15 protein-coding genes and 1 pseudogene are annotated in these 24,486 nt (G+C 71.3%); 6 read left to right on the top strand and 10 right to left on the bottom strand.

The genetic code is table 11. The features are described from left to right. Positions 1-44 precede the first annotated feature (44 nt). The 3 genes from JQN84_RS02305 to JQN84_RS02295 all read left to right on the top strand — a co-directional run bounded on the left by JQN84_RS02305 (position 45) and on the right by JQN84_RS02295 (position 4,223). Complete coding sequence (locus tag JQN84_RS02305) at positions 45-2,012, top strand: RiPP maturation radical SAM C-methyltransferase (protein WP_204956731.1); 1,968 nt, start codon at positions 45-47, stop codon at positions 2,010-2,012. Positions 2,013-2,023: 11 nt separating this feature from the next. Then, complete coding sequence (locus tag JQN84_RS02300; protein ID WP_204956730.1) at positions 2,024-2,707, top strand: DUF5825 family protein; 684 nt, start codon at positions 2,024-2,026, stop codon at positions 2,705-2,707. A gap of 481 nt (positions 2,708-3,188) precedes the next feature. Then, on the top strand, positions 3,189-4,223 hold the full coding sequence (locus JQN84_RS02295; RefSeq protein ID WP_204956729.1) for a glycoside hydrolase family 11 protein: 1,035 nt from the start codon (positions 3,189-3,191) through the stop codon (positions 4,221-4,223). 80 nt (positions 4,224-4,303) lie between these two features. Here the strand turns inward: JQN84_RS02295 and JQN84_RS02290 are convergent, their stop codons facing one another. The 5 genes from JQN84_RS02290 to JQN84_RS02270 all read right to left on the bottom strand — a co-directional run bounded on the left by JQN84_RS02290 (position 4,304) and on the right by JQN84_RS02270 (position 14,799). After that, a complete protein-coding gene (locus tag JQN84_RS02290; protein ID WP_204956728.1) occupies positions 4,304-6,754 on the bottom strand; it encodes a ricin-type beta-trefoil lectin domain protein in 2,451 nt (816 codons plus the stop codon). A gap of 327 nt (positions 6,755-7,081) precedes the next feature. Next, positions 7,082-8,317 carry an RCC1 domain-containing protein gene (locus JQN84_RS02285; RefSeq protein ID WP_204956727.1) on the bottom strand — a complete coding sequence of 412 codons (1,236 nt, stop codon included), beginning with the start codon at positions 8,315-8,317 and terminating at the stop codon, positions 7,082-7,084. Positions 8,318-8,495: 178 nt separating this feature from the next. Continuing rightward, entirely contained in the window at positions 8,496-9,866 is a 1,371-nt protein-coding gene (locus JQN84_RS02280; protein WP_204956726.1) for a lectin, read from the bottom strand. A 430-nt stretch (positions 9,867-10,296) separates the two neighbouring features. Further along, positions 10,297-12,990 (bottom strand): RICIN domain-containing protein, encoded by a 2,694-nt coding sequence (locus JQN84_RS02275; RefSeq protein WP_204956725.1) that lies wholly within the window; start codon positions 12,988-12,990, stop codon positions 10,297-10,299. Positions 12,991-13,404: 414 nt separating this feature from the next. Further along, the gene (locus JQN84_RS02270; RefSeq protein WP_204956724.1) at positions 13,405-14,799 is read right to left on the bottom strand and encodes a class II 3-deoxy-7-phosphoheptulonate synthase; all 1,395 of its coding nucleotides are present in this window, start codon (positions 14,797-14,799) and stop codon (positions 13,405-13,407) included. 350 nt (positions 14,800-15,149) lie between these two features. Here JQN84_RS02270 and JQN84_RS02265 point away from each other — a divergent pair, with 350 nt between their 5' ends. Both JQN84_RS02265 and JQN84_RS02260 read left to right on the top strand, forming a co-directional pair. Next, the gene (locus JQN84_RS02265; RefSeq protein WP_307820960.1) at positions 15,150-16,589 is read left to right on the top strand and encodes an anthranilate synthase component I family protein; all 1,440 of its coding nucleotides are present in this window, start codon (positions 15,150-15,152) and stop codon (positions 16,587-16,589) included. Next, positions 16,586-17,161, top strand: coding sequence for an anthranilate synthase component II (locus JQN84_RS02260; protein WP_307820959.1), 576 nt, complete (start codon positions 16,586-16,588; stop codon positions 17,159-17,161). The genes JQN84_RS02265 and JQN84_RS02260 overlap by 4 nt, the downstream gene beginning before the upstream one ends. Before the next feature lie 16 nt (positions 17,162-17,177). On the opposite strand, the gene pdxR is transcribed toward JQN84_RS02260, so the two are convergent. Next, complete coding sequence (gene pdxR / locus JQN84_RS02255) at positions 17,178-18,599, bottom strand: MocR-like pyridoxine biosynthesis transcription factor PdxR (protein WP_204956721.1); 1,422 nt, start codon at positions 18,597-18,599, stop codon at positions 17,178-17,180. Positions 18,600-18,715: 116 nt separating this feature from the next. Here pdxR and trpD point away from each other — a divergent pair. Continuing rightward, positions 18,716-19,741: pseudogene (gene trpD, locus JQN84_RS02250) on the top strand (anthranilate phosphoribosyltransferase); the annotation flags it as partial. 208 nt (positions 19,742-19,949) lie between these two features. Here the strand turns inward: trpD and trpA are convergent. Genes trpA through JQN84_RS02230 form a run of 4 tightly spaced genes read right to left on the bottom strand, consistent with a single transcriptional unit; the run spans position 19,950 to position 24,486 of the window. Continuing rightward, positions 19,950-20,786 (bottom strand): tryptophan synthase subunit alpha, encoded by an 837-nt coding sequence (gene trpA, locus JQN84_RS02245; RefSeq protein ID WP_372445877.1) that lies wholly within the window; start codon positions 20,784-20,786, stop codon positions 19,950-19,952. Further along, positions 20,779-22,020: a tryptophan synthase subunit beta gene (trpB, locus tag JQN84_RS02240; protein ID WP_307821023.1), complete on the bottom strand. Its 1,242-nt coding sequence runs from the start codon at positions 22,018-22,020 to the stop codon at positions 20,779-20,781. Before trpB ends, trpA begins: the two co-directional genes overlap by 8 nt. 38 nt (positions 22,021-22,058) lie before the next feature. Then, a complete protein-coding gene (trpC, locus tag JQN84_RS02235; RefSeq protein ID WP_443673885.1) occupies positions 22,059-22,856 on the bottom strand; it encodes an indole-3-glycerol phosphate synthase TrpC in 798 nt (265 codons plus the stop codon). A 19-nt stretch (positions 22,857-22,875) separates the two neighbouring features. Further along, on the bottom strand, positions 22,876-24,486 hold the full coding sequence (locus tag JQN84_RS02230) for an FAD-binding oxidoreductase (RefSeq protein WP_204956718.1): 1,611 nt from the start codon (positions 24,484-24,486) through the stop codon (positions 22,876-22,878).

Genomic DNA, 24,486 nt, shown 5'->3' with positions numbered 1-24,486 from the left:
TCCCCCGTCATCCGGCCCGGACATCACGAGAAAGGAGAGTTCACGTGCGGGTTCTGCTGGTCAATACGCCCTGGACTTCCATCGACGTCCCCTCGTTGGCAATCGGAATCCTCACCAACAGTGTCCGCCAGAAATTGCCGGATGCCGAGGTCGAGGCCGTCCACGCGAATCTCGACTTCGTCGACTGGGTGGTCGACCGGACGGAGTTCGGGCTGAGCGACTATTACTACTACTCGTTGTTCACCTATTTTGCCGGCTGCGGCGACTGGGTCTTCTCCTCCGCCCTGTACGACGATCCACAATGGCGCGTGAAAGAGTTCACCGACCGCGTCCGGACCCAGATGACGGAACGGGAACTCGCGCTCAACCTGGAGTTGCACCGGTTGGCGCCGGAGTTCGTCGCCGAACTGGCCGACCGGATCGTCGCCAGGAAGCCCGACGTGGTCGGCTTCACCTCCACGTTCCAGCAGAACGCCGCCGCGCTCGCCACCGCACGGGCGGTCAAGCAGCGGGCGCCCGGCATCCGTACGGTGATGGGCGGCGCGAACTGCGACGGCGAGCAGGGTGCCGCGATCCACCGCAACTTCTCGTTCGTCGACTACGTGGTCCGTGGCGAGGGCGAGGCGGTGTTCCCCAGACTGCTCGCCGCGATCGGCGCGACACTGCCCGCAGCCGACCCGGCCGAGCCAGCCGACCCGGCCGGCGCGGTGCCGGCGGACGCGCTGACCGGCATCGAGGGGCTGTGCTGGGCCGACGCCGACGGTCGTTCGGTGGCCAACCCGATGAGCAGCAAACCGCTGCCGCCGGCCGAGATCGTCGCCCCGGACTACGGTGGCTACTTCGAGCGGCTGGCCGCCTCCCGGGCCCGCAACTGGGTCGAGCCCCGGCTGGTCGTCGAGGGGGCGCGGGGCTGCTGGTGGGGCGAGAAGCACCACTGCACGTTCTGCGGCCTCAACGGGTCGTTCATGCAGTTCCGCAGCAAGCACCCGGGCAGGTTCTACGACGAGATCATCGAACTGGTCGAGCGGCACCAGGTGCTGGACATGTTCGTCGTGGACAACATCCTCGACATGAGCTACGTGACCTCGCTGCTGCCCCGGCTCACCGAGTCCGGCTACGACCTGCGGTTGCAGTACGAGATCAAGTCGAACATGAAGGGCCCGCAGGTGCAGGCGCTGGCCGACGCCGGCCTGGTCAGCGTGCAGCCCGGCATCGAGAGCCTCAACAGCCGGGTGCTCAAGCTGATGGACAAGGGGGTCAGCGGCTGCCTCAACATCCGGATGCTGCGCGACGCCGAGACCAGCGGCATCACCATCGCCTGGAACTACCTGTACGGGTTCCCGGGCGAGACCGAGGCCGACTACCTGCCGGTCATCGAGCAGATGCCGGCCCTGCACCACCTGTGCCCGGCCGACGGCAGCACCCGGATCGCCATCGAACGGTTCAGCCCGTTCTTCGTCCGTCCCGAGCTGGGTTTCACCGACCTGCGGCCGGCGGCGCAGTACCGGCTGATCTACGACCTGCCCGAGTCGGAGCTGATGGACCTGGCCTACCTGTTCGACGTCGCGCCGCAGGGCATCGACGGCGCGACGGCCGACCGGCTGGGCCGGGCGGTCACCGAGTGGCAACACGAGTACGCCCGCAGCCGGCTCACCCACCACGACCTCGGTGACGAGATCGTGCTGGTCAGCCGGCGCAAGCACTTCGACTGGCACCTGCTACGGCTGACCGACCCCGTCGAGGTGGCCGTCTTCCGGCAGCTCGACCAGCCGCACAGCATCGCCACGTTGAGCCGACGGCTGTCGGTCGACGAGCCGTTCCTTACGGCGTTGTTGAGGCGCTGGCGCGATCTCGGCCTGGTCTACGAGGACGCGGGGCAGTTCATCCAGATCGCCCCGCAGGCGATGAACCAGGATCTGCTGCGCATCGACCACCTGCACCTGGAACGCGAGGCCGCGGAGACCGGGGCAGCCGCCGGGGCGGGCGAGCCGGCCGTGCTCAGCGCGGTCTGAGGGGAGGGAACGTGTCCACCACCGACACCGGTCTACGGCCCATCCTGGTCGGTCTCGCCCGGGACCACGACCCGGCCGTCCTGTCCATCCCCGGCATGACCATCGGTCCGGCCGAGCTGCGCGAACCGGCCGCCGACGCGGTCGCCCGCTGGCGTGCCGACGGGGTACGCCGGGTCGACGTTCCCGACCCGGTGGACCTGACGGTCACCGGGGACGGCGCGACGGCCGTCGACACGGTCCGCCGGCTGGTGCTGGTCCGGGAGCTGACCAGCCACGGCATCGCCGTCGACTGGCGGCTGCGGCTGCCGGGCGTCGAGGCCGACGAGTGGCTCCCGTACAGCCACCTGCGGGCACCGGTCGAGCTGCTCGCGGCACCGGGGGGCGAGGGTGACCCGGCCGGGCAGCTCGACGCCTGGGTCCGGGGCTTCTACTTCGACAAGTGCACCTACCGTCGGGGTCCGGGGTTCGTCCAGGTGCGGGACCGCCGCTCCGGCCGGTTGAACCTGCTGACCATCGACGATCCGGCGTACCTGGCGGTGCTCGACCAGTTGCTGGACGGTGCCGCCGTCACGGAGGTCGACCTCGCCATCGCCCGTGACTTCGGCGCGGAGGGGCTGGTCACGAAGATCGGCGAGCTGCTGGTGTGGCTGCCGCACCGGCTGCGCCGCTGGCCCCTGCCGTCGATGGTGATCTGACCGCCCGGCACCGGCCGCGTCACCGACCGCCCGCCCACCCGCCCGCGACCCCGGGCCGGTGGGCGGGCGGTCTCGCGTCCACCCTCGGCTGGCGGTTCTCGAAAGTTTCGGGTATACAGGAGAGGCGGCCCCCTCGCGGCCGAATTAACACACGCCCCCTGCGGCCCCATCTCGGTGACAGCCGACGTCAGCCCGTCGAAATCGGTTCCGCGTCGGACCGCCGCTCAGGACGATGTTTCGGGAAGATTTCCGAAACTTGTTGACAGGTGGAGCATCGACACCCTACCGTCGCCATCGACGGCACTCGATGCTGTCGACACCACCCACCGCGACCCGTCCCCCCGGTTTCTGCTGGACGACCGGCCCACCACCGCGTGGTGGCACACACCGAATGACCGGCTGCCGCACCTGGCCACGGACAGTCCACCGGGTCGTACCGCGTCGCTGGCGTCCGCCAGCTGTCACGAGGAGGAACACGTACATGAGCGACACCTCGACCCGACCGCGAAGGAGCGGTCGCCTGCGGCTGCTGCTCAGCGCCGCGTGCGCCGCGGCGCTCGCCGTCACCGGCACGTTCATCGCCTCGCCCAACGCGTACGCGGAGAACGACCGGACCCTCACCTCGAACCTCACCGGCACGCACAACGGCTACTTCTTCTCGTTCTGGAAGGACAGCGGCAACGCCAGCATGACGCTGCGTGCCGACGGCCGCTACAGCAGCAGCTGGGACCGGAGCACCAACAACTGGGTCGGCGGCAAGGGCTGGGCCACCGGCACCCGGCGGACGGTCAGCTACTCGGGCAGCTACAACCCGGGCAACAACAACACCTACCTCGCCCTGTACGGCTGGACCCGCAACCCGCTCATCGAGTACTACGTGGTGGAGAACTTCGGCAGCTACAACCCGAGCAGCGGCGCGACCCGGCTGGGCACGGTGACCACCGACGGCGGCACCTACGACATCCTGCGCAGTCTGCGCACCAACGCCCCGTCGATCGACGGCATCCAGACGTTCTACCAGTACTGGAGCGTCAGGCAGCAGAAGCGCAGCAGCGGCACCATCACCACCGCCAACCACTTCGACGCCTGGGCCCGCGCCGGCCTGAACCTCGGCACCAACCACAGCTACCAGATCATGGCGACCGAGGGTTACCAGAGCCAGGGCAGCTCCGACATCACCGTCCGCGAGGGTGGCGGCAGCAACCCGACCAGCGGGCCGACCGGCAACCCGACCACCACCCCGCCTGCCGGCGGCAACTGCACCGCGGTGCTCTCGGCCGCCGAGCAGTGGGGTGACCGGTTCAACCTGAACGTCGCGGTCAGCGGCACCAGCAACTGGGTGGTCAGCCTCGGCCTGGGCGGCGGCCAGAGCATCCAGAACAGCTGGAACGCCTCGGTCAGCGGCACCAGCGGCACCGTCACCGCCAGGCCGAACGGCAACGGCAACAACTTCGGCATCACCATCATGGCGAACGGCAACTGGAGCTGGCCGACGGTCAGCTGTCGAACGGCCTGATCCCGACCGGTTCCTGAGCACGACACAGCGGCGGGCGGCCCCGGTGACACCGGGACCGCCCGCCGTGCCGTTGCCTGCGGTCAGCCGCGTATCCACTGCTGGTTGCTGCCGCCGTTACAGGTCCAGAGCTGGACGGCGGAGCCGTTGGCGGTGGCCCCGCCGTTGATGTCCAGGCACAACCCGGAGGCGACCCCGACGATGGTGCCGTCGGCGTTGAGCCGCCACTGCTGGTTGGTGCCGCCGGTGCAGCTCCAGATCCGGGCCCGGGTCCCCGACGCGGCGCTCGCCACGTCCAGGCACTTGTTGCCGTAGACGGTGAGCTGGTTGGTCGAGGTGAGCGACCAACGCTGGTTGGCACCGCCGTTGCAGTCCCAGATCTGCACCACCGCGCCGTCGGTCTGGCTGGCCCCGTTGACGTCCAGGCACCGGTTCGAGCCCGCGCCCCGGATCTCCCCCGTCGGGGTGCCCGGGGAGCCGACGGCGGTCACCGAGAGGTTGTCGAACTGGGCGGTGACGCCCTGGCCGGTGCCGTAGCCGATCTGGCCGGCGACCCAGGTGGAGTCGGTGGCCGTGCCGACGGTGGTGCCGTCGATGGCGGCGGTCAGCGTGCTGCCGTTGAGCGTGAACGCCAGGTTGTGCCACCGCCCGGTGCCCAGCGCCGAGGTGTTGCCGCTGGCCAGGGTGCGCCAGTTGCCGCTGGTGTTGTTGCTGCGGATCGACCAGGCCCCGCCGTCGGTGACCCGGAAGTAGTACCCGTTCATGTTCTGCGGGCCCTGGTGGTTGTAGGTGTTGCCGCGCCCGATGAGCTGCGCGTAGCCGGACTTCTCCAGCAGCACGTCGGAGGAGACCGTGTAGTTGCGCCAGGTCAGGTCGCCCAGCAGGGTGTACGGCTCGGCCTGCCCGGAGGTCCAGTAGATCGGGGCCTGCTCGGACATCTGGCGGACGCACTGCCCGCTGCGGCCGGCGGCGCACCCGACGATCTCGAAGGAGCCCTGCTGGTCCATCAGGTACCGCGCCTCACGGCCGGTGGCGTACGAGTCGAAGGTGTCGGTGTACGGCAGCTTCAGGTTGCCCTGCGCCGGGCTGACCGCCGTGCCCTTGCCCTGCCCGCTGGTGGTGGTGATGCTGTAGACGTAGCCGGGCTGGACGGTGAGCGAGAAGCGCCCGCCGCTCGGGGTGATGTCGCTGCCCCGCACGAAGTGGTCGGCGGTGTTGTTGGAGCGCACGTTGGTCGACCAGACCCGTACCGTGCCGGTGGACAGGCCGCCGGTGACGGTGAAGTCGAGGGTCTGCGCGCCACCGGCGTCCATCGTCTCGATGATGGTGCTGTAGTCGCTGTTGTTGGTGGACTTCAGCGAGACGTAGCTGCCGTTGTTGCGGTTGCCGCCGATATACCCGCCCGACGCGTCGAGGTAGCGCCAGCCCGGGGCGGTGAACTGGGTGGTCTGCGCCATCACCCAGGCGTTCTTGCCGATCGAGTACGCCCCGGACCAGGGCTGCTGGGCCACCGCCACACCGGTGGTCGCCCACGGGATGTTCGGGGTGATGGCGGCGATGACCGGCCAGTTGATGTACGCGGTCATCTTGCCGTCGAGGTAGCCCCGGTTGATGCCCCGGGCGAGCGCCTGTGCGCCCGCGTTGTAGTCGTCGGAGCCGTTCTCGCTGGCCCACAGCGACTTGCCGGTGGACACCGCGTTGTTCGAGCTGGGGCAGCTGGTCTGGGCGCTGCGGTAGCCGCAGACGTAGTGGCTGCCGAAGACCTGCACGGCGTTGCCGAAGGCCGGGTCGCGCAGCGACTCGTCGGCGGCGCCCCAGCCGAAGTCGTCCGACGCGACGATCTTCACGTTGGCGTAGCCCCGGGCGTTGAGGGTGGAGCGCAGGTTCTTGTACCAGGTGGCGTTGTAGCCCTTCTCGTTCCACCCGCCCAGGTAGTTGATGGTCAGCCCGTGGGTGCCTGCGCAGTCCAGCCAGGCCACCAGGTAGTCGATGGAGTCGGTGGACCAGAAGTTGCCGTTGCCGATCCAGCCCGGCGCACCCCAGGCCAGGCCGACCAGGGCGATGTTGGGGTTACGGGCGCGGGCCTGCTCCATCATCCACCACTCGTAGCCCCGGTTGCAGTTGATGCTGCCCCGGGTGTGCTCGTGGCTGGGCTCGGCGCCGGAGGTGGAGTTGGTGTCGCCGCCGATCTCCACCTTCATCAGTTGCATCGCCGCGCCGTAGCCCGGCTTGAACAGGTAGTCCAGGATGTCGCTGCGTTGCGGCTCCGGGTAGTCGACGAGCAGCCGGCTGTTGCCGCCACCGCCGCTGACCGCGCCGATGCCGTCCAGCGCCCGGCCGCCGGACCCGCCGTTGATCGTGATGGCGGTGGCCGCCTGGGCGGGTGAGGCGAACCCGGTGAGCACGGCCGCCGCCGCGACCGTCGCCCCGAGCAACGATACGGCCCACCGCCGGGGACGCCATCCGCTGTGCCACGGTCCGCGCGGTGCCCCGCCGCCACCCACACCCCGTCGACGACTTGTTGAACTGAACATCTGACTCGCCTCCCCAGCCGGTCTCCGGCCCCGAAGCTCTCCGGCGCGGGACGGGACGCTGCCCGTCGACCCACGCGGCCCTGACATCGTTGATCATCGATGATCAGACGTCACATGTTAGGCACCGTAACGCGCTGCGGTCAACGTCACCAGTGGAGCGAAACCGCCGATCAGCGCGCCTTTTGATGAACGGATCCGACGGCAGACTTTTGTAATGATCAGACGAATGTTCCGGCGGAGCTCCGCGCCGGCAGGAGGCGGGCACACCGCCGACCCGGCCGTCGCCGGATGGGCGGCGGCGCGGGTCGGCGGCGTGGCGCGTACGGATCAGCCCGGCAGGACCAGCTGCGCCGGGGTCGAGCGGTGGGTGGTGGTGCCGTCACCCAACTGCCCGGACATGTTGTTGCCCCAGCACCACAGGCTCCCGTCGGTACGCACGCCGCAGCTGTGGTAGCTGACGGACAGGTTCTGCGTCCACGTGGTCAGGGTGCCGACGCGCAGCGGTGCGGACCGGTGGGTGGTGGTGCCGTCACCCAACTGCCCGAACCCGTTGTTGCCCCAGCACCACAGACTCCCGTCGGTACGCACCGCGCACGACGAGTCCACACTGGCGTCCACCTTCGTCCAGGTGGTCGCGGTGCCGACCTGGATCGGGCTGGTCTGCACGCCGGTGCCGGCGCCGACCTGGCCGTACCCGTTCTCGCCCCAGCACCACAGCGTCCCGTCGGTGCGGTTCGCGCAGGTGTGCGCGTGCCCGGCCGTCACGCCCGCCCACGAGGTCGCGGTGCCGACCTGCGCCGGGGTGGCCCGGTAGCCGAGGATGCCGACGCCGAGCTGCCCGTCGGTGCTGTCGCCCCAGCACCACAGGGTGCCGCCGGAGCGCACGCCGCAGCTGTGCGCGTACCCGGTGGTGACGCTCGTCCAGGTGGTCTCCGTGCCCACCTGCACCGGGCTGGTCGCCCGGGAGGGGGACGTGCCGACGCCGAGCTGCGCGTTGCGGTTCAGGCCCCAGCACCACAGGGTGCCCGTGGTCTGGACGCCACAGGTGTGGTTGGCGCCCGCGCTGACGCTGGCCCAGGTGGTGGCGGTGCCGACCTGCACCGGGGTGCTCCGGCTGGTGGTGGTGCCGTCACCGAGCTGCCCGTTGTAGTTGCCGCCCCAGCACCACAGCGTGCCGTCGGTGCGGATCGCGCAGGTGTTGCTGGTGCCCGCGTCGACCTTCGACCAGGTGGTGGCGGTGCCGACCTGCACCGGTGTGGTGCGGTTGGTGGTGGTGCCGTCACCGAGCTTGCCGCCGTAGTTGTCCCCCCAGCACCACAGTGTGCCGTCGGTACGGACCGCACATGTGTGCAGGTCACCCGTGGTGATCTGGGAGACCGGGGCGGCGGCGAGCGCGACGCCGGACGTGCCCTGCCCGGTGACGCCGACCCCCGCGACGGCCGCACCCGCCGAGAAGCCGACCGCGAGCGTGGCGATCCCGAGCGAGACCGCCGCCGCGGTGACGGCGGTGCGGGCCGTCCGCCGCCATCGGGCCCACAGCCGACTGTCCTGTTGTTCGTTCATGTTCTGTTCTCTCCCCAGACGAACGTCGATTTCTGCACGGCGGAGGCAGCGTCGCCCCGGCGGGTCGCATCGACCCACCTCGTACAGCAGTGACCCTATGCATTGAATTGCATCAATGCATAGCTCCCGCCGGGGCAACCTTGGTCCTACCGATGTCCTCCGCTGACGTCCCAGCAGCTCAGCTCCGGCTCCACCGCTGGCCGGCGCTGCCGTTGCAGTCCCAGATCTGGGTACGCGTGCCGTTGGCCGTACCACTGCCCACCACGTCCAGGCAGCGGCCCGAGCCGACGGCGGTGATCGTGCCGTCGGCGTTGAACCGCCACCGCTGGTTGGCCTGGCCGTTGCAGTCCCAGATGATCACCGAGCTGCCGTTGGCGGTGGCCGCGCCGTTGACGTCCAGGCACTTGCCGCCGAAGACCCGCAGCTCCTGGGCGGCCGTCGAGGTCCAGCTCTGGTTGGCCTGCCCGTGGCAGTCCCAGATGATCGCCGCCGAGCCGTTGGTCTGCGCGCCGCCGTTGACGTCCAGGCAGCGCCCGGAGGACGAGTTGCGCACGGCACCCGTGCCGCCCGGGGGCGGGGTGGTCGGGTTACCGGTCGGCGTCACCGTCGGGCTCGGCGTCGGCTCGGTGCTGCCGAACTGGGTGAAGAACCGCCACACCTCGACCTTGGTCCAGGTCCGCACGCCGCTGTCCCCGCCCCCGTCGACCGGACCCGGGGTGTGCCCGCCGTCGAAGGCGGCCCACACGACCGGGTAGCCGGCGCGGCAGCCGGAGTAGGTGGTGGTGATGTGGGTCAGGCTGCCGGCCCGGGGCTCGGGCGGGCTCTGCGCCGTGCACCCGTTGTTGCGCACGAAGGTGTCCCGCAGGGACCGGCCGGCCGAGACGTTGAGCACCGGGTCCCCGATGCCGTGGATGCCCATGTAGGCGATCGGCTGGCTGCCGCCGCTGCACCCGCTGAGCTGCCCGCCGGAGTAGACCGCGACGGCCCGGAAGACGTTCGCCCGGGAGCAGGCCAGCGAGTAGCTCATCCCGCCGCCGTAGCTGAAGCCCAGCGCGAACAGCTGCGTGGTGTCGACGCACAGGTCGTTCTCGATCAGCCGGACCATGTCGTCGACGAAGGTGACGTCCTGGCCGCCCGGGTTGGCCCAGCCGTTGCCGTTGCCCTGGGGGGCCACGAAGATCGTGCTGTTGTTCGCCTGCTGGCGCAGCCCGTAGTAGGACCAGGCGGCCCCGTCCGCGCCGCCCCCGTCGACGTCGTTGGCGGTGCCGCCGTTCCAGTGGAAGCCGAAGATCAGCCGGTACTGGTGGTTGCGGTCGTAGCCGTCGGGGATCCGGAGGATGAAGCTGCGGTTCTGGCCGCTGCTCTGGATGGTCCGCTGGCCGCTGGTCAACGTGGGTGCCTTGCCGCACCCGGCGGTCGCGGCGGCCGCCGAGACACCGGCCGCCGCGGCGGTGGTGCCGGGGCCGCCGGCGAGGGTCGTCGCGCCCACGGTCACGACGAGGGCCGCCGCCGCCGCGAGGGAACCGAGGATGGATCTGCGCCTTGTCACGATGGGGCTCCTGCCACTCGGCATGACTGCTTCGGGTACGGGGTCCACGACGGTTCCGACGTGTCGCGCCCGAACTGCTCCCGCCGACCGCACCCGCCAAGGACGGCCCACCGGGAGACGCGCGGTACGCGTACGACGCCGACCGGCCCGTCGCCGCAGCTGCCAGCCTTGCGGGGCCCGCTGCCCAGGCGGGACCGGCTGGTCGTCGAATCGGCCGGTGGTCCACGTCGTGCCCGAACGCCACCCGGTCGAGGTCCGGTGTGGTGGCGCCGGACGTCGAATCGATTCGGCAAGACCCTAGGTCGGATAGTGAAATATGTCAATGCTGTGTCGGGCGGGTTGCGGCCCGGGGTCACCCCTCCACGGCGACGGACCGCAGCTCACGCAGCGGTTCCCCGGGGCCGGTCGGCCCGGCCCCGGGGATGCCAGGTCAGTTGCGCAGGCTCCACTGCTGGTTGGACCCGCCGTTGCAGGACCAGAGGATGAGCTTCGTGCCGTTGGCGGTGGCCGCGCCGTTCGCGTCGAGGCAGAGCCCCGACTGGGCGTTGGTCAGGGTGCCGTTGGCGTTGAGGTTCCACTGCTGGTTGGCACCGCCGTGGCAGTCCCAGATGATGACCGCGGTGCCGTTGGAGGTACCCGCGCCGCTCGCGTCCAGGCACTTGCTGCCGTACGCGGTCAACTGCCTGCCGCTGGTGTACGTCCACTGCTGGCCGGTGCCGCCCGTGCAGTCCCACAGCTGCACCTGGGTGCCGTTGGTGGTGCTGGCGTTGGGCACGTCGACGCAGCGGCCGGACTGCCCGCCCACCAGCCGGCCACCCTGCTGACCGCTGCCGGTGCCCTGCTGGCGGACCAGCGAGCCGGACTCGGCCGACCGGTTGCCCTGGGCGTCCACCACGAACAGCCGGTACTCGCCCTGGTTCGTCGGCACCGCGATGGAGGTGGCGGTGCCCGCCGCCCGGGTCATCGTCGGGCCGGCGGTGAAGGTGGTCGTGCCGGCCGGGGCCAGCCAGACCGTCCTTCCCGCGTCGCCGGTGCTGCGGATCGGGATGGTCGCCGAGGCGCTGGTGACGAAGGTGCTGGCGGGCAGCACGTAGTTCGGCAGGGAGAGGTTCGCCGCCGGGATGATGTCCCGGTACGCGTCCTCCAGCCCGGAGTTGGCCGCGATGCCGTACGCCGCCGCCGGCCAGACGTAGTCGGACGAGACCAGGATGTCGTTGACCGTGCTGTTCGGCAGGTTCTTGTTGGACACCTTGTTGATCGGGCCGTAGATCTGGGTGATGCTCAGGTCGTGCTTGCGCCCGAAGTCGTCTGAGTTGATCATCCAGGTGATGTTCTTGTCCACGCTGAGCACATTGTCCCGGAACGTGATGTACGCCGAACCCTCGTCCGGGTGCAGGCCGTACTTGTGCCCGGACGGCACCCCCTGGAGGTAGTTGTTGGTGATCGTCGTCCCCGGCTGCGCGCCCAACGTGTAGATGGGTGCGGTGTCGCTGAGCCGCTGCACCGTGTCGATGATGTGGTTGTAGCTGATGGTGTTGTTCCGGGCCGTCGTGGTGGGCCGGTTCGGCGCGATCGAACCCGATGAGCCGTCGAAGTTCCACCAGCCCCAGCCGAGCGTGATGCCCGACCACGGCGACTTCTCGATCCGGTTGCGCTGGATCGTCAGGGTGTCCACGAAGTACGCCGAGATCGGGCTGTGCCCGTTGAACAGCACCGCGCTGTCGTACAGGTAGTTGTTCCTGATGTCGATGTTCTTCGGCAGCCCCTCGACCTGCGGCAGCCACTTCTCCCGGTTGGTCGACGTGCCGTCGCCGATGTAGACGTGCTGCGGGTGGCCGACGGTGATCGCGGAACCCGCGATGTCGTTGGTGAAGTTCCCGGTCAACTGGCTGTTCTGCACGTCGTTGACCATGTTGACGCCGTCGGCGCCGCTGTGCTGGATGCGGTTGCGGCTCAGCAGGATGTTGTCGGCGTTCTCCACCTGGATCATGCCCGGTGTGACGTCGACGTTGCGGTAGTAGTAGTCGTGGAAGTTGCGTTTGGCGTACGCCTGCGCCCCGAGGTTGCCCTGCTGCGCCTGCTTGTACGACGAACCGGCCACGGAGAACAGGTTCCAGTCGGAGTGCTGCACGGTCAGCCCGGCGAAGGTGAGGTTGCGCGCGTGGCTGCCCGTCGAGGTGCCGGCGACCCGCAGCAGGGTGGTCACGTTGTTCGGCGCGAAGACCGACGCGGTCGTCATGTTCTCGGCGCTGCTCTTGTAGTAGTAGAGCGTCCTGGCGCCCTTGTCGAAGAAGAACTCACCGGGCGCGTCCAGGAACTCGTAGGCGTTCATCAGCTTGTGGCTGCCGCCGCTCTGGGCGTTGCCGTTGAACGCGCCCTGGGCGATGGCGGCACCCGGCTGCTGGAACAACGCCACCCGGTTCGCCCCGTCGGAGGTGACCTGGCGTACCCCGACGATGGCGGTGGTCCAGGTGGTCGCCGTCTCGATCTCGATGTCCTCGGCGTTGCGGGCGATCGCCGGGAAGTCGTTGAGGTTGTACTTCGCGCCGTCGCACTGCGAGCCCGACTCCCACGCCCACGCGGCCTGCCCGGCGGTGATGGTGTACGTCCCGTAGCAACCCGCCGAGCCGACCGTCTTCGTCGCCATGACGGCGCGCTTGTCGTTGACGTAGAGCGCGCGCAGCTTGTTGGCCCGGTCCAGCGGCGCCTTCCAGATGTTCCCGCTGTGCTGGGTCCAGCCGGTGACCGGCACGCCCCCGTCGAGCACCGGGGTCTCACCGGGGTAGGCGGAGTAGCTGACCCGGTAGCCGTTGCTGCCGGAGTCGGCCGCGCCGAACTCGATGGTGCTGCTCACCGGATACCGGCCGCCCCGCAGGTAGACCTGGATGTCCCCGGTCATGTTCACGTTCACAGTACGCACCACGTCCCGGGCGCGTTGCAGCGTCCGCAGGGGCGACTCCATCGTGCCGGGATTGGTGTCGCTGCCGTCCGGCGCGACGTAGTAGGTCGCCTGGACTGCCGCCGACGCCGGCAGTTGATTCGCGATCACGGCCGGACACGCGGCGGCGACGAGCAACGCGCCGGCCAGCAGCGACCTTCGGGCGGTGGAGAGGGCTGTTTTCACGTAGCGTTCCTTTCGCAGGCCACCGACAGACATGTCCGCTGGACAGGTGTCCTGGGGGTGCGACAGTGAACCCGCCGGGCGAACATGGGCCGCCGCGCCGGGAGACAGGGTGCTCCGGCGGGTTCGGCCGTTGGCGGGTTACTGGAGACACCGCGACCGGCAGTGGCAAGGTGCACGTTCGAACGACCGGCATCAGCCGGCGGCAGTGCCCCGCCACAGGGAACTCCCGCCGGCCGCCCGAGCGTTCTTGCCCGTGGTCACGGAATTCTGCCCTGAAGCGTAGGCGTCACGCTTTTGGGCCGCAACCACCAATTGTCAACCGCCTATGCGTAATCGTGACCGGACAGACCCGGCCCGGCCCGCGTCGCGCACGCCTGCCGGTCGTCGGACGACCCACGGCCGCCGCCGGGACCGTTACGATCCGTTGCCGTGGAACTGGGCGTGCAACAGTTCCGCCGTCCGGAAGGCCAACTCGATCGACTGGCTGCGGTTCAGCCGGGGATCGCACGCCGACTCGTACCCGGCGTGCAGGTCGTCGAAGGCGATCGGCTCGCCGCCACCGACGCACTCGGCCACGTCGTCGCCCGTCAACTCGATGTGCAGGCCACCCGGATGGGTGCCCAGCGCGGCATGCACCTCGAAGAAGCCCGTCACCTCGTCGACGATGTCGTCGAAACGCCGGGTCTTGTGCCCGCTCGGGGCGGTGATCGTGTTGCCGTGCATCGGGTCGCTGATCCAGGTAACCACACCGCCGACCGAAACCGCCGCCTCGACCAGTGCGGGCAGCCGGTCACGGACCGCCTGGGCCCCCATCCGCGCGATGAAGGTCAGTCGGCCGGGCCGACGCTGCGGGTCGAGCAGGTCGATGTAGGCGCCCACCTCGTCGGCGGTGGTAGCCGGACCGAGCTTCACGGCGATCGGATTGGCGATGGTGGTCAGGTACGCCAGGTGGGCACCGTCCAACTGCCTGGTGCGCTCCCCCAGCCACAGCAGGTGGCCGCTGCCGGCGTACCGCCGACCGGTGCGCGGGTCCGTCCGGGTCAACGCCTCCTCGTAGTCGAGCAGCAGACCCTCGTGGCTGGTGTACAGGTCGACGCTCCGGGTCCCGGCGAGGTCCATGTTGCAGGCCTGGACGAAGCGCAGCGCGCGGTCGATGTCGTCGGCGAGCCGCTCGTAGCGCCGCCCGACGGGTGAGCGGGCCACGAAGTCCTGGTTCCACGCGTGCACCTGCCGCAGATCGGCGTAACCACCGGTCAGGAACGCCCGGATGATCGCCAGGGTCGCCGCCGACGCCTGGTACATCTCGTGCAGGCGGCGGGGATCGGGCCGACGGGCCTGCGCGGTGAACTCGATGCCGTTGACCGCGTCGCCGCGGTAGGCCGGCAGGGTCACCCCGTCACGGGTCTCGGTCGGCACCGACCGTGGTTTGGCGAACTGCCCGGCCATCCGCCCGATCTTGACGACCGGCAGGGAGCCCGCATACGTGAGGACCACCGCGATCTGCAGCAGGGTCTCCAGCTTCCGGCGGACCGCCAGGGACGAGGTGCCACCGAACGTCTCGGCGCAGTCGCCCCCCTGCAACAGGAACCCCGCACCCTGGGCGACCTGCGCCAGGCGGTCGGTCAGGTCGTCGCACTCCTGCGGTGACACCAGGGTGGACGCGGTACTGAGCTCCCCGACGACCCGGTCCAGCAGCCGGCTGTCCGGCCAGTCGGGTGCCTGGGCGACCGGCCGGCCGCGCCAGTGGTCAGCCGTCGGGGCGTCGGTGGTGGGGACGTGGTGCGCAGCAGCGAGCAGAGCGCGGGTCATGGCAGCCTTCCGCGTCGGCAGAGCATGGATCTGTGGGACGGGTCATGGGCCGGCAGGGCTGAGCGTAGGCCCGGCGGACCCGGCCCCGTCAAACCTGCCGCAGTCCACCCCGGCACCCGGCGACCCCCCTGGCACCCCCCGATGACCTGGCGATCCTCTCGGCCGGTCGGTGCCGCGAGGCCGAAGTGGACCGGTCCGGTAGCCGGCAAATGGTCTGGGGTCGCCCGGGGACACCTGCTTGGCTGGCAGCGGCGAAGGGGGATGTGATGCTGACGAGTGGAGTCGCCCGGACGGATCACGACGCGGGGCCGACCACGGGCCTGCTCGACCGACTGAGGTTACCGGTCACGGTGGTGTCGACCGAGCTGGCCGAACGCGATCCGTTGGAGCTCTACGCGGCCCTCGCCGACGGCCTGGGCAGCCAGGAGGTGTTCCTGCTGGAGAGCCTCTCCGGGCCGGAGCCGCAGCGACGGGGATCGGTGGTCGGCTGGGGGCGTCTCGCGCAGGTGCGGCTGTACCGGGAACACCTGGAGTTCGACGGTGTGCCGACGATCGTCGACGCGCTCCGGCAGCTCGCCTCCGGGCTCGGCCTGCGTCCGGACGGGCCGGGCCGGTGGGGATTCGACCGGCCGGCGGGCGTCTGGGAGCTGCTGCGCCACACCCAGGGCCTCTTCGACGTGCAGACCGACGAGCCGAGGCAGGCGTACGCCTTCGGTTTCCTGCTCACCGCCGGATACGGCACCGCCTGGCACATGGAGGAGCTGCCGCCCCGGCCCGCAGGTGACCTGCCGGATCTGACCCTGACCCTGTTCCGGAACTCGGTCTGGTTCGACGCGGGCTCGGGACGGGTCCGGCACCTGCGCGGCGACCACCCGTGCTTCCCCGCCTCCCCCGGCGTGCCGCCCGCCGGCCGACCGGCCGGGCAGCCGACGGGGGTGCCCCCGGCACCGGTCCCCGACGAGGTCAGCGACAACGTCGACCGGGAGACGTTCCTCGGCTGGACGCGCCGCTGCCTGGAGCACATCCGCGTCGGTGACATCTACCAGATCCAGATCGGCCACCGCATCGACGTGCGCACGTCGCTGACCCCGCTGGAGGTCTACCGCCGGCTGCGGGCCAAGAACCCGTCGCCACACATGTATCTCCTGCCGCACCACGGCACCACCCTGATCGGTGCCAGCCCGGAGCTGTTGTTCCGCACCGAGGAGGACCTGCTGGTGATGCGGCCGATCGCCGGCACCGCCCGCCGCGACCCCACCGGCACGGGCAATGACGAACGCATCGCCGCGCTGCTCGCCAGCACCAAGGAGCGCGCCGAGCACATCATGCTGGTCGACCTGTGTCGTAACGACGTCAGCCGGGTCGCCCGCCCGCACAGCCTGGCGGTCGACCGGCTGATGGCGGTGGAGACCTTCTCCCACGTGTTCCACCTGGTGTCGACGGTCTCCGCCCGGCTGGAGCCCGGTGCCGACGTGTGGACGACGCTGCGGTCCACCTTCCCGGCGGGCACGATGACCGGCGCGCCGAAGCTGCGGGCCATGGAGATCATCAGCGAGATCGAGCGGGACGACCGGGGCAGCTACGCGGGCACCGTCGGCCTGATCGACCCGCGTGGCTGGAGCGAGCTGGCGCTCTGCATCCGCACCGTCTCCTTCGACGGGGTCCGCTACTCGACCCAGAGTTCGGCGGGGATCGTGGCGCAGTCCGACCCCGAGGGGGAATGGGCCGAGACCCTACACAAGATGTCAGCCGCCTACTGGGCGCTGACCGGAGAGGAGTTGCTGCCGTGAAGGTGCTGCTCATCGACGCCTACGACAGCTTCGTGCACATCATCCAGCAGTACCTGCGCGACCTCGGCGTGCAGGCCGAGACCGTACGGTCGAAGACGCTGCCGGAGGCCGAACTGCTGGCCTGGGAACCGGACGCGGTGGTGCTCGGGCCCGGACCGGGGCATCCGGCCGACTCCGGTCACGTGGAGCTGGTACGACTCTTCGCCGGCCGGGTGCCGGTGCTCGGGGTGTGCCTCGGTCACCAGGCCATCGGGCTGGCCTTCGGCGCCGAGGTGCTGGTCTCCGGCCGGCCGATGCACGGCCGCACCAGCGTCGTGCGGCACGACGGGCGGGGCGTCTTCACCGGCCTGACGCCGGAGATGGTCGCCACCCGCTACCACTCGCTGGTGGTCGGCGAGCCGCTGCCGGACGTGCTGGAGGCGACCGCGCACTCCGACGACGACGGGTTCGTCATGGGTCTGCGGCACCGGCACCTCCCCGTGGAGGGCATCCAGTTCCACCCGGAGAGCATCACCACCGTCGGTGGCAGGCGGCTGCTGGAGAACTTCCTGACCACGTCGGTTCCGGTCTGAGGCCCGGTCGGGGCCGTCAGGCGGTGTGCCGCAGGCAGGGCTGGCCGGGCAGTCCCGCCGCCGTCTCCCCGACCAGCCGGAACGCCTCGAACAGTCCCGAGCGGGGAAGTCCGGCGTACCCGACGACCAGGGCGGCGGACGGCGGCGGACGGTCGACGGCGAAGGACCTGCCACCGGCGACCAGCACCGAGCGGCAGGCCGCCCCGGTCAGCAGCGCGGCCTCGTCGAGCTGCCCGGCAAGCCTCAGGTACGCGTACAGGCCGGCCGTCGAGCCGATCGTGCGGGCCTGGGGCAGGTGGCGTCCGACCGCCTGGTTGAACGCCTCACGCCGGGCCCGGCAGCGGGCCCGCATCCGCCGGGCGTGCCGGTCGAGCAGCCCGCTGCGGATGAACTCGGCGAAGGCCAGCTGGGTCAGGCTGTCCACCGCGAACTCCCGGTCGACGCCGACCCGGTCGACGACGGGCAGCAGCGGCGACGGGACGCAGAGCCAGCCCACCCGCAGCCCCGGGCCGAGGATCGTGCTGGCCGTACCGGCGTAGACGACCCGGTCGGGGGCCTCGCGTTGCAGGGCGAGGGGCCGGGGCCGGGGCTCCATCCACAGATCGCCGTCGTGATCCAACTCGATGATCCACGCGTCGTTGTCGTGGGCCCACCGCAACAACTGGCCACGGCGTTCCCCACTCATGGTGACCCCGGTCGGGAACTGGTGGGCCGCGGTGGTCAGCACCGCCCGCACCCCGCTGGCGGCCAGGGCCCGTACGTCGATCCCCCCGTCGTCGACGGGCACCGGGTGTGGGCGCAGGCCGAACCGGGCGGCGAGGCGTCGGTGCCGGGGGTGGCCGGGATCCTCCACGCCCAACTGGTCGATGCCGATCCGGCGCAACGCGCCGCTCAGCAGCCGCAGCGCCGCCGAGAAACCCGCGGTGACCAGGGTCTGCCCGGGTTCGGCCCGGACCCCGACGACCCGACCGAGATAACCGGCGAGTTCCGTACGCAACGCCGCCACCCCGCAGGACGGCGGCCGGTCCAGATCGGGCAGCCGGACCGAACGCACCGCGCGGTCGTACGCGGTCAGCCAGTCGCTGTGCGGGAAGTGGACCCCGTCGCCGGCGTCCGGCCGCAGATCGAAGCGGACGAGCTGCGCCTCGGGCCGGTGCACCGGCTCGGGTCGGGCCGTGACCGGGCTGATGTGCCGGGCCACCCGGGTGCCCGACCCGCGTACCGCGTCCAGGTAGCCCTCGGCGATCAACCGGTCGTACGCCTCCACCACGACGCTGCGGGAGACCGCGAGGTCGGCGGCGAGTTGCCGGCTGGAGGGCAGCCGGGTCGCCGGTCGCAGCGAACCGGCGACGATCTCCCGCTGGATGGCGTCGTGGATCTGCACGGTCAACGGGGTGCCGCAGTCCCGGTCGACGTGGATGAACAACCGCCAGGCCATCACGCTGCTCCCCGGTCCGCGACGGGGGAAGTGGACCGGCCGTTCGCCGCCGGGGTGGCCTGGCACGACCTGCCGCCCGATCCGACAGTGGGCAGGAGGACGTGAGGGGGCAACTGATGACCGAGACCGATCGGAACTGGGCCGCACTGTTGAGCGCCCTGCTGCGGCGGGAGGACCTGACCGCCAAGGACACCGAGTGGGCGATGGACGAGGTGATGCGGGGTGCGGTCCCGCCGGCCCGGCTGGCCGCCTTCCTGGTGGCGTTGCGCGCCAAGGGCGAGACCGTCGCCGAGGTGGACGGGCTGTTGCAGGCCATGTACGCGCACGCGGTGCCGGTGCCGGTGGCGGGTCCGACGCTCGACATCGTCGGCACCGGCGGCGACGGCGCCCGGACGGTGAACATCTCCACGATGGCCGCGATCGTGGTGGCCGGCGCGGGGATCCGGGTGGTCAAGCACGGCAACCGCTCGGTCTCGTCGTCGAGCGGCTCGGCCGACGTGCTGGAGCGCCTCGGGGTGCCGCTGCGGCTCTCCGCCGCCGAGGTGGCGACCCTGGTCGACCAGGTGGGCATCGGGTTCTGTTTCGCGCCGGTGTTCCACCCGGCCATGCGGCACGCCGCCGCCGTCCGTCGGGAGCTCGGCGTGCCCACCGTGTTCAACCTGCTCGGGCCGCTGTCCAATCCGGCCCGGCCGTCGGCCCACGCGATCGGGGTGGCCGATCTGCGGGCCGCCCCGCTGGTGGCGGGGGTGATGGCTCATGCCGGCGGGAGCGCCCTGGTGTTCCGTGGTGACGACGGGCTGGACGAGTTGACGGTGACCACCACGTCCCGGGTCTGGGTGGTCCGTGACCTGGCGGTGCGCGAGGAGGTCTTCGACCCCCGCGAGATCGGTATCGGCTACTCCCCGTTGGCCGCGTTGCGCACCTGCGGTCCCGAGGACAGTGCGCGGGTCGCGGGCGAGGTGCTGGCCGGCGTGACCGGACCGGTGCGTGACGCGGTGCTGCTCGCGGCGGCGGCCGGGATCGCGGCGGCCCGCCCGACCGACGAACCGGTCACCGCCCGGTTGGCGGCCGGGGTACGCCTCGCCGCCGAGTCCATCGACTCCGGTGCCGCCCGCCGGCTGCTCGATCGTTGGCGGGAGGTCGGCGGTGCGCTCGTCGGCGGCGGAACCCGGGATCCGGGCGACGCCGGGGCGGTCGGGGCACGCCCGACCGGTGGGCCCGACCGGGTCCGCCCGGCGGGCGACGGTCACGTGGACACCGCCGGATCGTCGGCCGGACGAGGTGCCGTGGCCGGGTGAGGACGGCGGGCGGACCGACAGCCGTACCTCGGCTGTCGGTCCGCCCGACAGGTCAGGCCGGCACACGGGCATCCCGGATGCTGGTGGCCAACTCGCCGGCGAAGCCGCGGACCGCGTGCAGCCGGGCCCCCGGGTCCTCGTTGTCGATCAGTCGACGGACGAAACCGGCGCCGACGATCACCCCGTCGGCGTAGCCGGCGATCCGGGCCGCCTGTGCCCCGGTGGACACCCCGAGCCCGACGCAGACCGGCGTGTCGGTGACCGTCCGCACCCGGCTGACCAGCGCCTGCGCCGCCTCCGCCGAGGCACCGCCGGTGCCGGTGACGCCCATCAACGCGGCGGCGTAGACGAAGCCCCGGCTGGCCGTGGCCGTGCGGGCCAGCCGCCCGGCCGTCGAGGTCTGGGCGACCAGGTAGATCCGGTCCAGCTGGTACGCGTCACTGGCCGCCGTCCAGCCGCTGCGGTCCGCCTCCTCCGGGATGAGGTCGGGAATGATCAGCCCGCAGCCCCCGGCGGTGGCCAGTTCCTCGGCGAACCGGTCGACGCCGTACCGCTCGACGGGGTTCCAGTAGGTCATGCAGACGGCGGCGGCCCCGGCGGCGGTGACCGCCTCGACCGCCTCGAAGACGTGCGGTGTGACGGTTCCACCGGCCAGCGCGACGTCCACGGCATGTTGGATGACCGGCCCGTCCATGGCGGGGTCGCTGTACGGCAGGCCGACCTCGACCACCTCGACGCCCGCCTCGACCATCGCCTCCATCGCCGCGATCGAGCCGGCCACGGTGGGGAAGCCGACCGGCAGGTAGCCGATCAGCGCCGCCCGCCCCTGCGCCCGTGCGGCGCTCAGCGTCCGGCTCAGCCTGGTCTGCGGCCCGGTCGGGTCACCCACGGTCGTCCCCCTCCAGGCCCAGGTGCTCGATGGCGGTGTGCATGTCCTTGTCCCCGCGTCCGGACAGGCAGACGACGATCACCGGTGGAGCGCCGTCCGGGCCGGTGGGCAGCGAGGGCGCGATCCGCAGCGCGCCGGCCAGCGCGTGCGCGGACTCGATCGCCGGGATGATCCCCTCGGTACGGCTGAGCCGGGCGAAGGCACGCATCGCCTCGTCGTCGTCGACCGGCTCGTACCGCACCCGGCCGGTGTCGTGCAGCCAGGCATGTTCGGGCCCGACCGCCGGGTAGTCCAGCCCCGCCGAGATCGAGTGGCTGTCCCGGGTCTGTCCGTACCGGTCCTGGAGCAGGTAGGTACGGGCACCGTGCAGCACGCCCACCGAGCCGCCGGTGATCGAGGCGGCGTGCCGGTCGGTCGTCACGCCGGCACCGCCGGCCTCGAAGCCGTACAGCCGCACCCGGTCGTCGGGCACGAACGCGTGGAAGGCGCCGATGGCGTTCGAGCCGCCGCCGACGCAGGCCGCCACGGCCGTCGGCGGTGTCGGGCTGACGGCGGCCAGCTGGGCTTTCGCCTCCAGTCCGATCACCCGGTGGAAGTCGCGGACCAGGGCCGGGAAGGGATGCGGTCCGGCCGCCGTGCCGAGGATGTAGTGGGTGGTCTCCACGTTGGTCACCCAGTCCCGGATGGCCTCGTTCAGGGCGTCCTTGAGGGTGCGGCTGCCCACTGTCACCGGGACGACCTGCGCGCCGAGCACCCGCATCCGGGCGACGTTGAGCGCCTGCCGGCGGATGTCCTCCTCGCCCATGTAGACGACGCACTCAAGACCGAACAATGCCGCCGCGGTGGCGGTGGCGACGCCGTGTTGGCCGGCGCCGGTCTCGGCGATCACCCGCTTCTTGCCCATCCGGCGGGTCAACAGCGCCTGACCCAGCACATTGTTGATCTTGTGGGAGCCGGTGTGGTTGAGATCCTCCCGCTTGAGCAGGATCCGCGCCCCGGTGCCCTCGGCGAACCGGGGCGTCTCGGTCAGCGGGCTCGGCCGCCCGGCGAACCCGGTCAGCAGCGCGGCGAACTCGGCATGGAACTCCCGGTCCTTACGGGCCCGGTGGTACGCCTCCGTCACCTCCGCCAACGCCGCCATCAGCGCCTCCGGCATGAACTGCCCGCCGAACTGCCCGAAGTGGCCGTCCGCGCCATCGGGCAGTTCGGGGCCGTCGAGGGCCTCGGCGACCACCGCCACGTAGGCCTGCGGCGACGCCGCCCACGGGGGCGTCACCGGGACGCTCCCGCCGGCCGACGGCCCGCCGCCACCAGGGCGGCCACCGATGCCCCCGGATCCGCGCTGGTCACCAGCGCCTCGCCGACAAGTACCGCCGCCGCGCCGGCATCCCGGTAGACCCCGACATCCGTGGGGACCCGGACCCCCGACTCGGCGACCCGGACCACGTCGTCCGGCACCAGCGCCGCCAACGTCGCGAACACCCCCGGGTCGACCGCCAGGGTGTTGAGGTTGCGGGCATTGATGCCGATCACCCGCGCGCCGGCGTCGACCGCCCGGCGTACCTCCTCGGCGTCGTGCGTCTCGACCAGGGTGGTCAGCCCCAGGTCGGTGGCCTGGCGCAACAACGACTCCAGCTCGGGCTGACCGAGCGCGGCGACGATCAGCAGCACCAGGTCCGCGCCGTGCGCCCGCGCCTCCCACAGCTGATAGGCGGAGACGATGAAATCCTTACGGAGCACCGGCACCGGCACGGCGGCACGGACCGCGGTCAGGTCGGCCAGGGAGCCACCGAACCGGCGCGGCTCGGTGAGCACGCTGATCGCGGCCGCGCCGCCGGCCACGTAGGCCCCGGCGAGACCTGCCGGGTCGTCGATGTCGGCCAGCGGCCCCTTGGCGGGGCTGCGCCGCTTGATCTCCGCGATGACCCGCACCGTGTCGCCCCGCAGCGCGGCCACCGCGTCCAACGGCGGGGCCGCCGCCGCGACCATCTCCTCCAGCACCGCCGGTCCGACGCGCGCCTCCCGGGCCGCCAGATCGGCGCGTACGTCCCGCACGATCTCCTGCAACACGCTCATCGGTACGTCCTCCTCATCGATTCGGCTCGACCGAGAGCCGGTGCTGGAACAGCCGCAGCGGGTCCCACTGGCTCTTGACCCGCTGCAACCGGGGGTAGTTGGCGCCGTAGTACAGCTCCTGCCAGGAACTGCCCGACCGGTTCCACGCCGGGTCCCGCAGGTCGACGTCGGGATAGTTGATGTACGCGCCACCCGTACCGCGGTCGCGCACCGGGACGCCGCCGGTGCCGGCGTAGACGTCCCGGTAGCACCCGCGGAGAAAGCCGATGTGCGTCGCGTCCTCCGACTCGTCGTCCCACTCGCTCAGATACATGAGCATCAGCGCGGCGTCACGGTGTGAACTCGCGGTGGCGGACCCGGCGACGGCGGTGACCTGACCGCCGTACGGAGCGATCAGGACCCCGCTGCCCGGGTGGGAGTAGTCGGTCGAGGTCAACGCCCGGTGGATGGCTGCCGCCTGCGCCGGCGTGAACGCGGTCCGGTGCAGCGCCGACTTGCCCTTGATCCGGCGACCGACCGGCCGGTCGGCGAACCCGGACCACTGGGTGCCGAGCAGCCAGGGCAGCCTGCGCCGGACGGTGCTCTGCCCGGCCACGCCGACCCCGTCGCCGACCGCCGCCAGGAAGTCGTCGAGCAGACCGTCAGGGTCGGGCGCCTGCCCCGACACCTGCGTGTTGAGCACGACGGCGCCCCCGGAACGGTGGAACGTGATCAGGTGGCTGTAGAGGTGGTTCTCGACCAGGCCCGGACGGTTGCGGGCGACGTACCACCGGCTGTAGTTGAGCAGCAACCGGGTGAACGCCGCCCGGTCCATCGCCTCCCACGGCCAGATCACGGTGTTGACCAGCAGCTCCGCCGGTGGCCGGGGCAGCAGCCGGCGCGGGTCGGTGGTGTCGGTGCCGGGTGACCGGAACCAGTACCTGGTGACCACCCCGAAGTTGCCGCCGCCACCGCCGGTGTGCGCCCACCACAACTCCCGGTGCGGATCGTCGGCCTCCCGGGTGGCGGTCACCGCCCGCGCCGCACCCGATCTGTCCGCCACCACCACCTCCACCGCGTAGAGGTGGTCGACGGTCAGCCCGAACAGGCGGCTGAGCGGGCCGTAGCCGCCACCTGAGATATGCCCGCCGACCCCGACGCTCGGGCACGAACCGGCCGGCAACGCGACCCCCCAGCCGGCGAAGAGCCGACGGTTGACCTCCTCCAGCCGGGCGCCGGCCCCGACCACGAAGGCCCGCCGGGCCGGGTCGAAGCCGATCTGGTCCAGGCCCCCCAGGTCCAGCAGGATCTCCACGGCCGGATCGCTGACGAAGTCCTCGAAGCAGTGGCCGCCGCTGCGGACCGACAACCGCCGCCCGGTACGCGCCGCCTGCTCCACCGCCCGCACCACGTCCGGGGTCGAGGTGGCCACCACCACCTGGCCGGGGCGGCCCACCCACCGCTGGTTGACGCCCCGCACCAGGTCGGCGTACTGCGGATCACCGGGCCGTACGGTCAGGAGGGTGCCGCCGTCCCCCGCTGCCGGCCGGGCCGACACCGCGGGTGCCACGCCCACGAACGCGGCAGCCGCCGCGCCACCGACCACCGCCGAACCACCCAGCACTCCACGACGGGTCAGTTCCAC

The organism is Micromonospora humidisoli, assembly GCF_016900955.1.
GTDB classification, from domain to species: domain Bacteria; phylum Actinomycetota; class Actinomycetes; order Mycobacteriales; family Micromonosporaceae; genus Micromonospora; species Micromonospora wenchangensis.
This window is presented reverse-complemented; position numbering and strand designations above follow the sequence as displayed.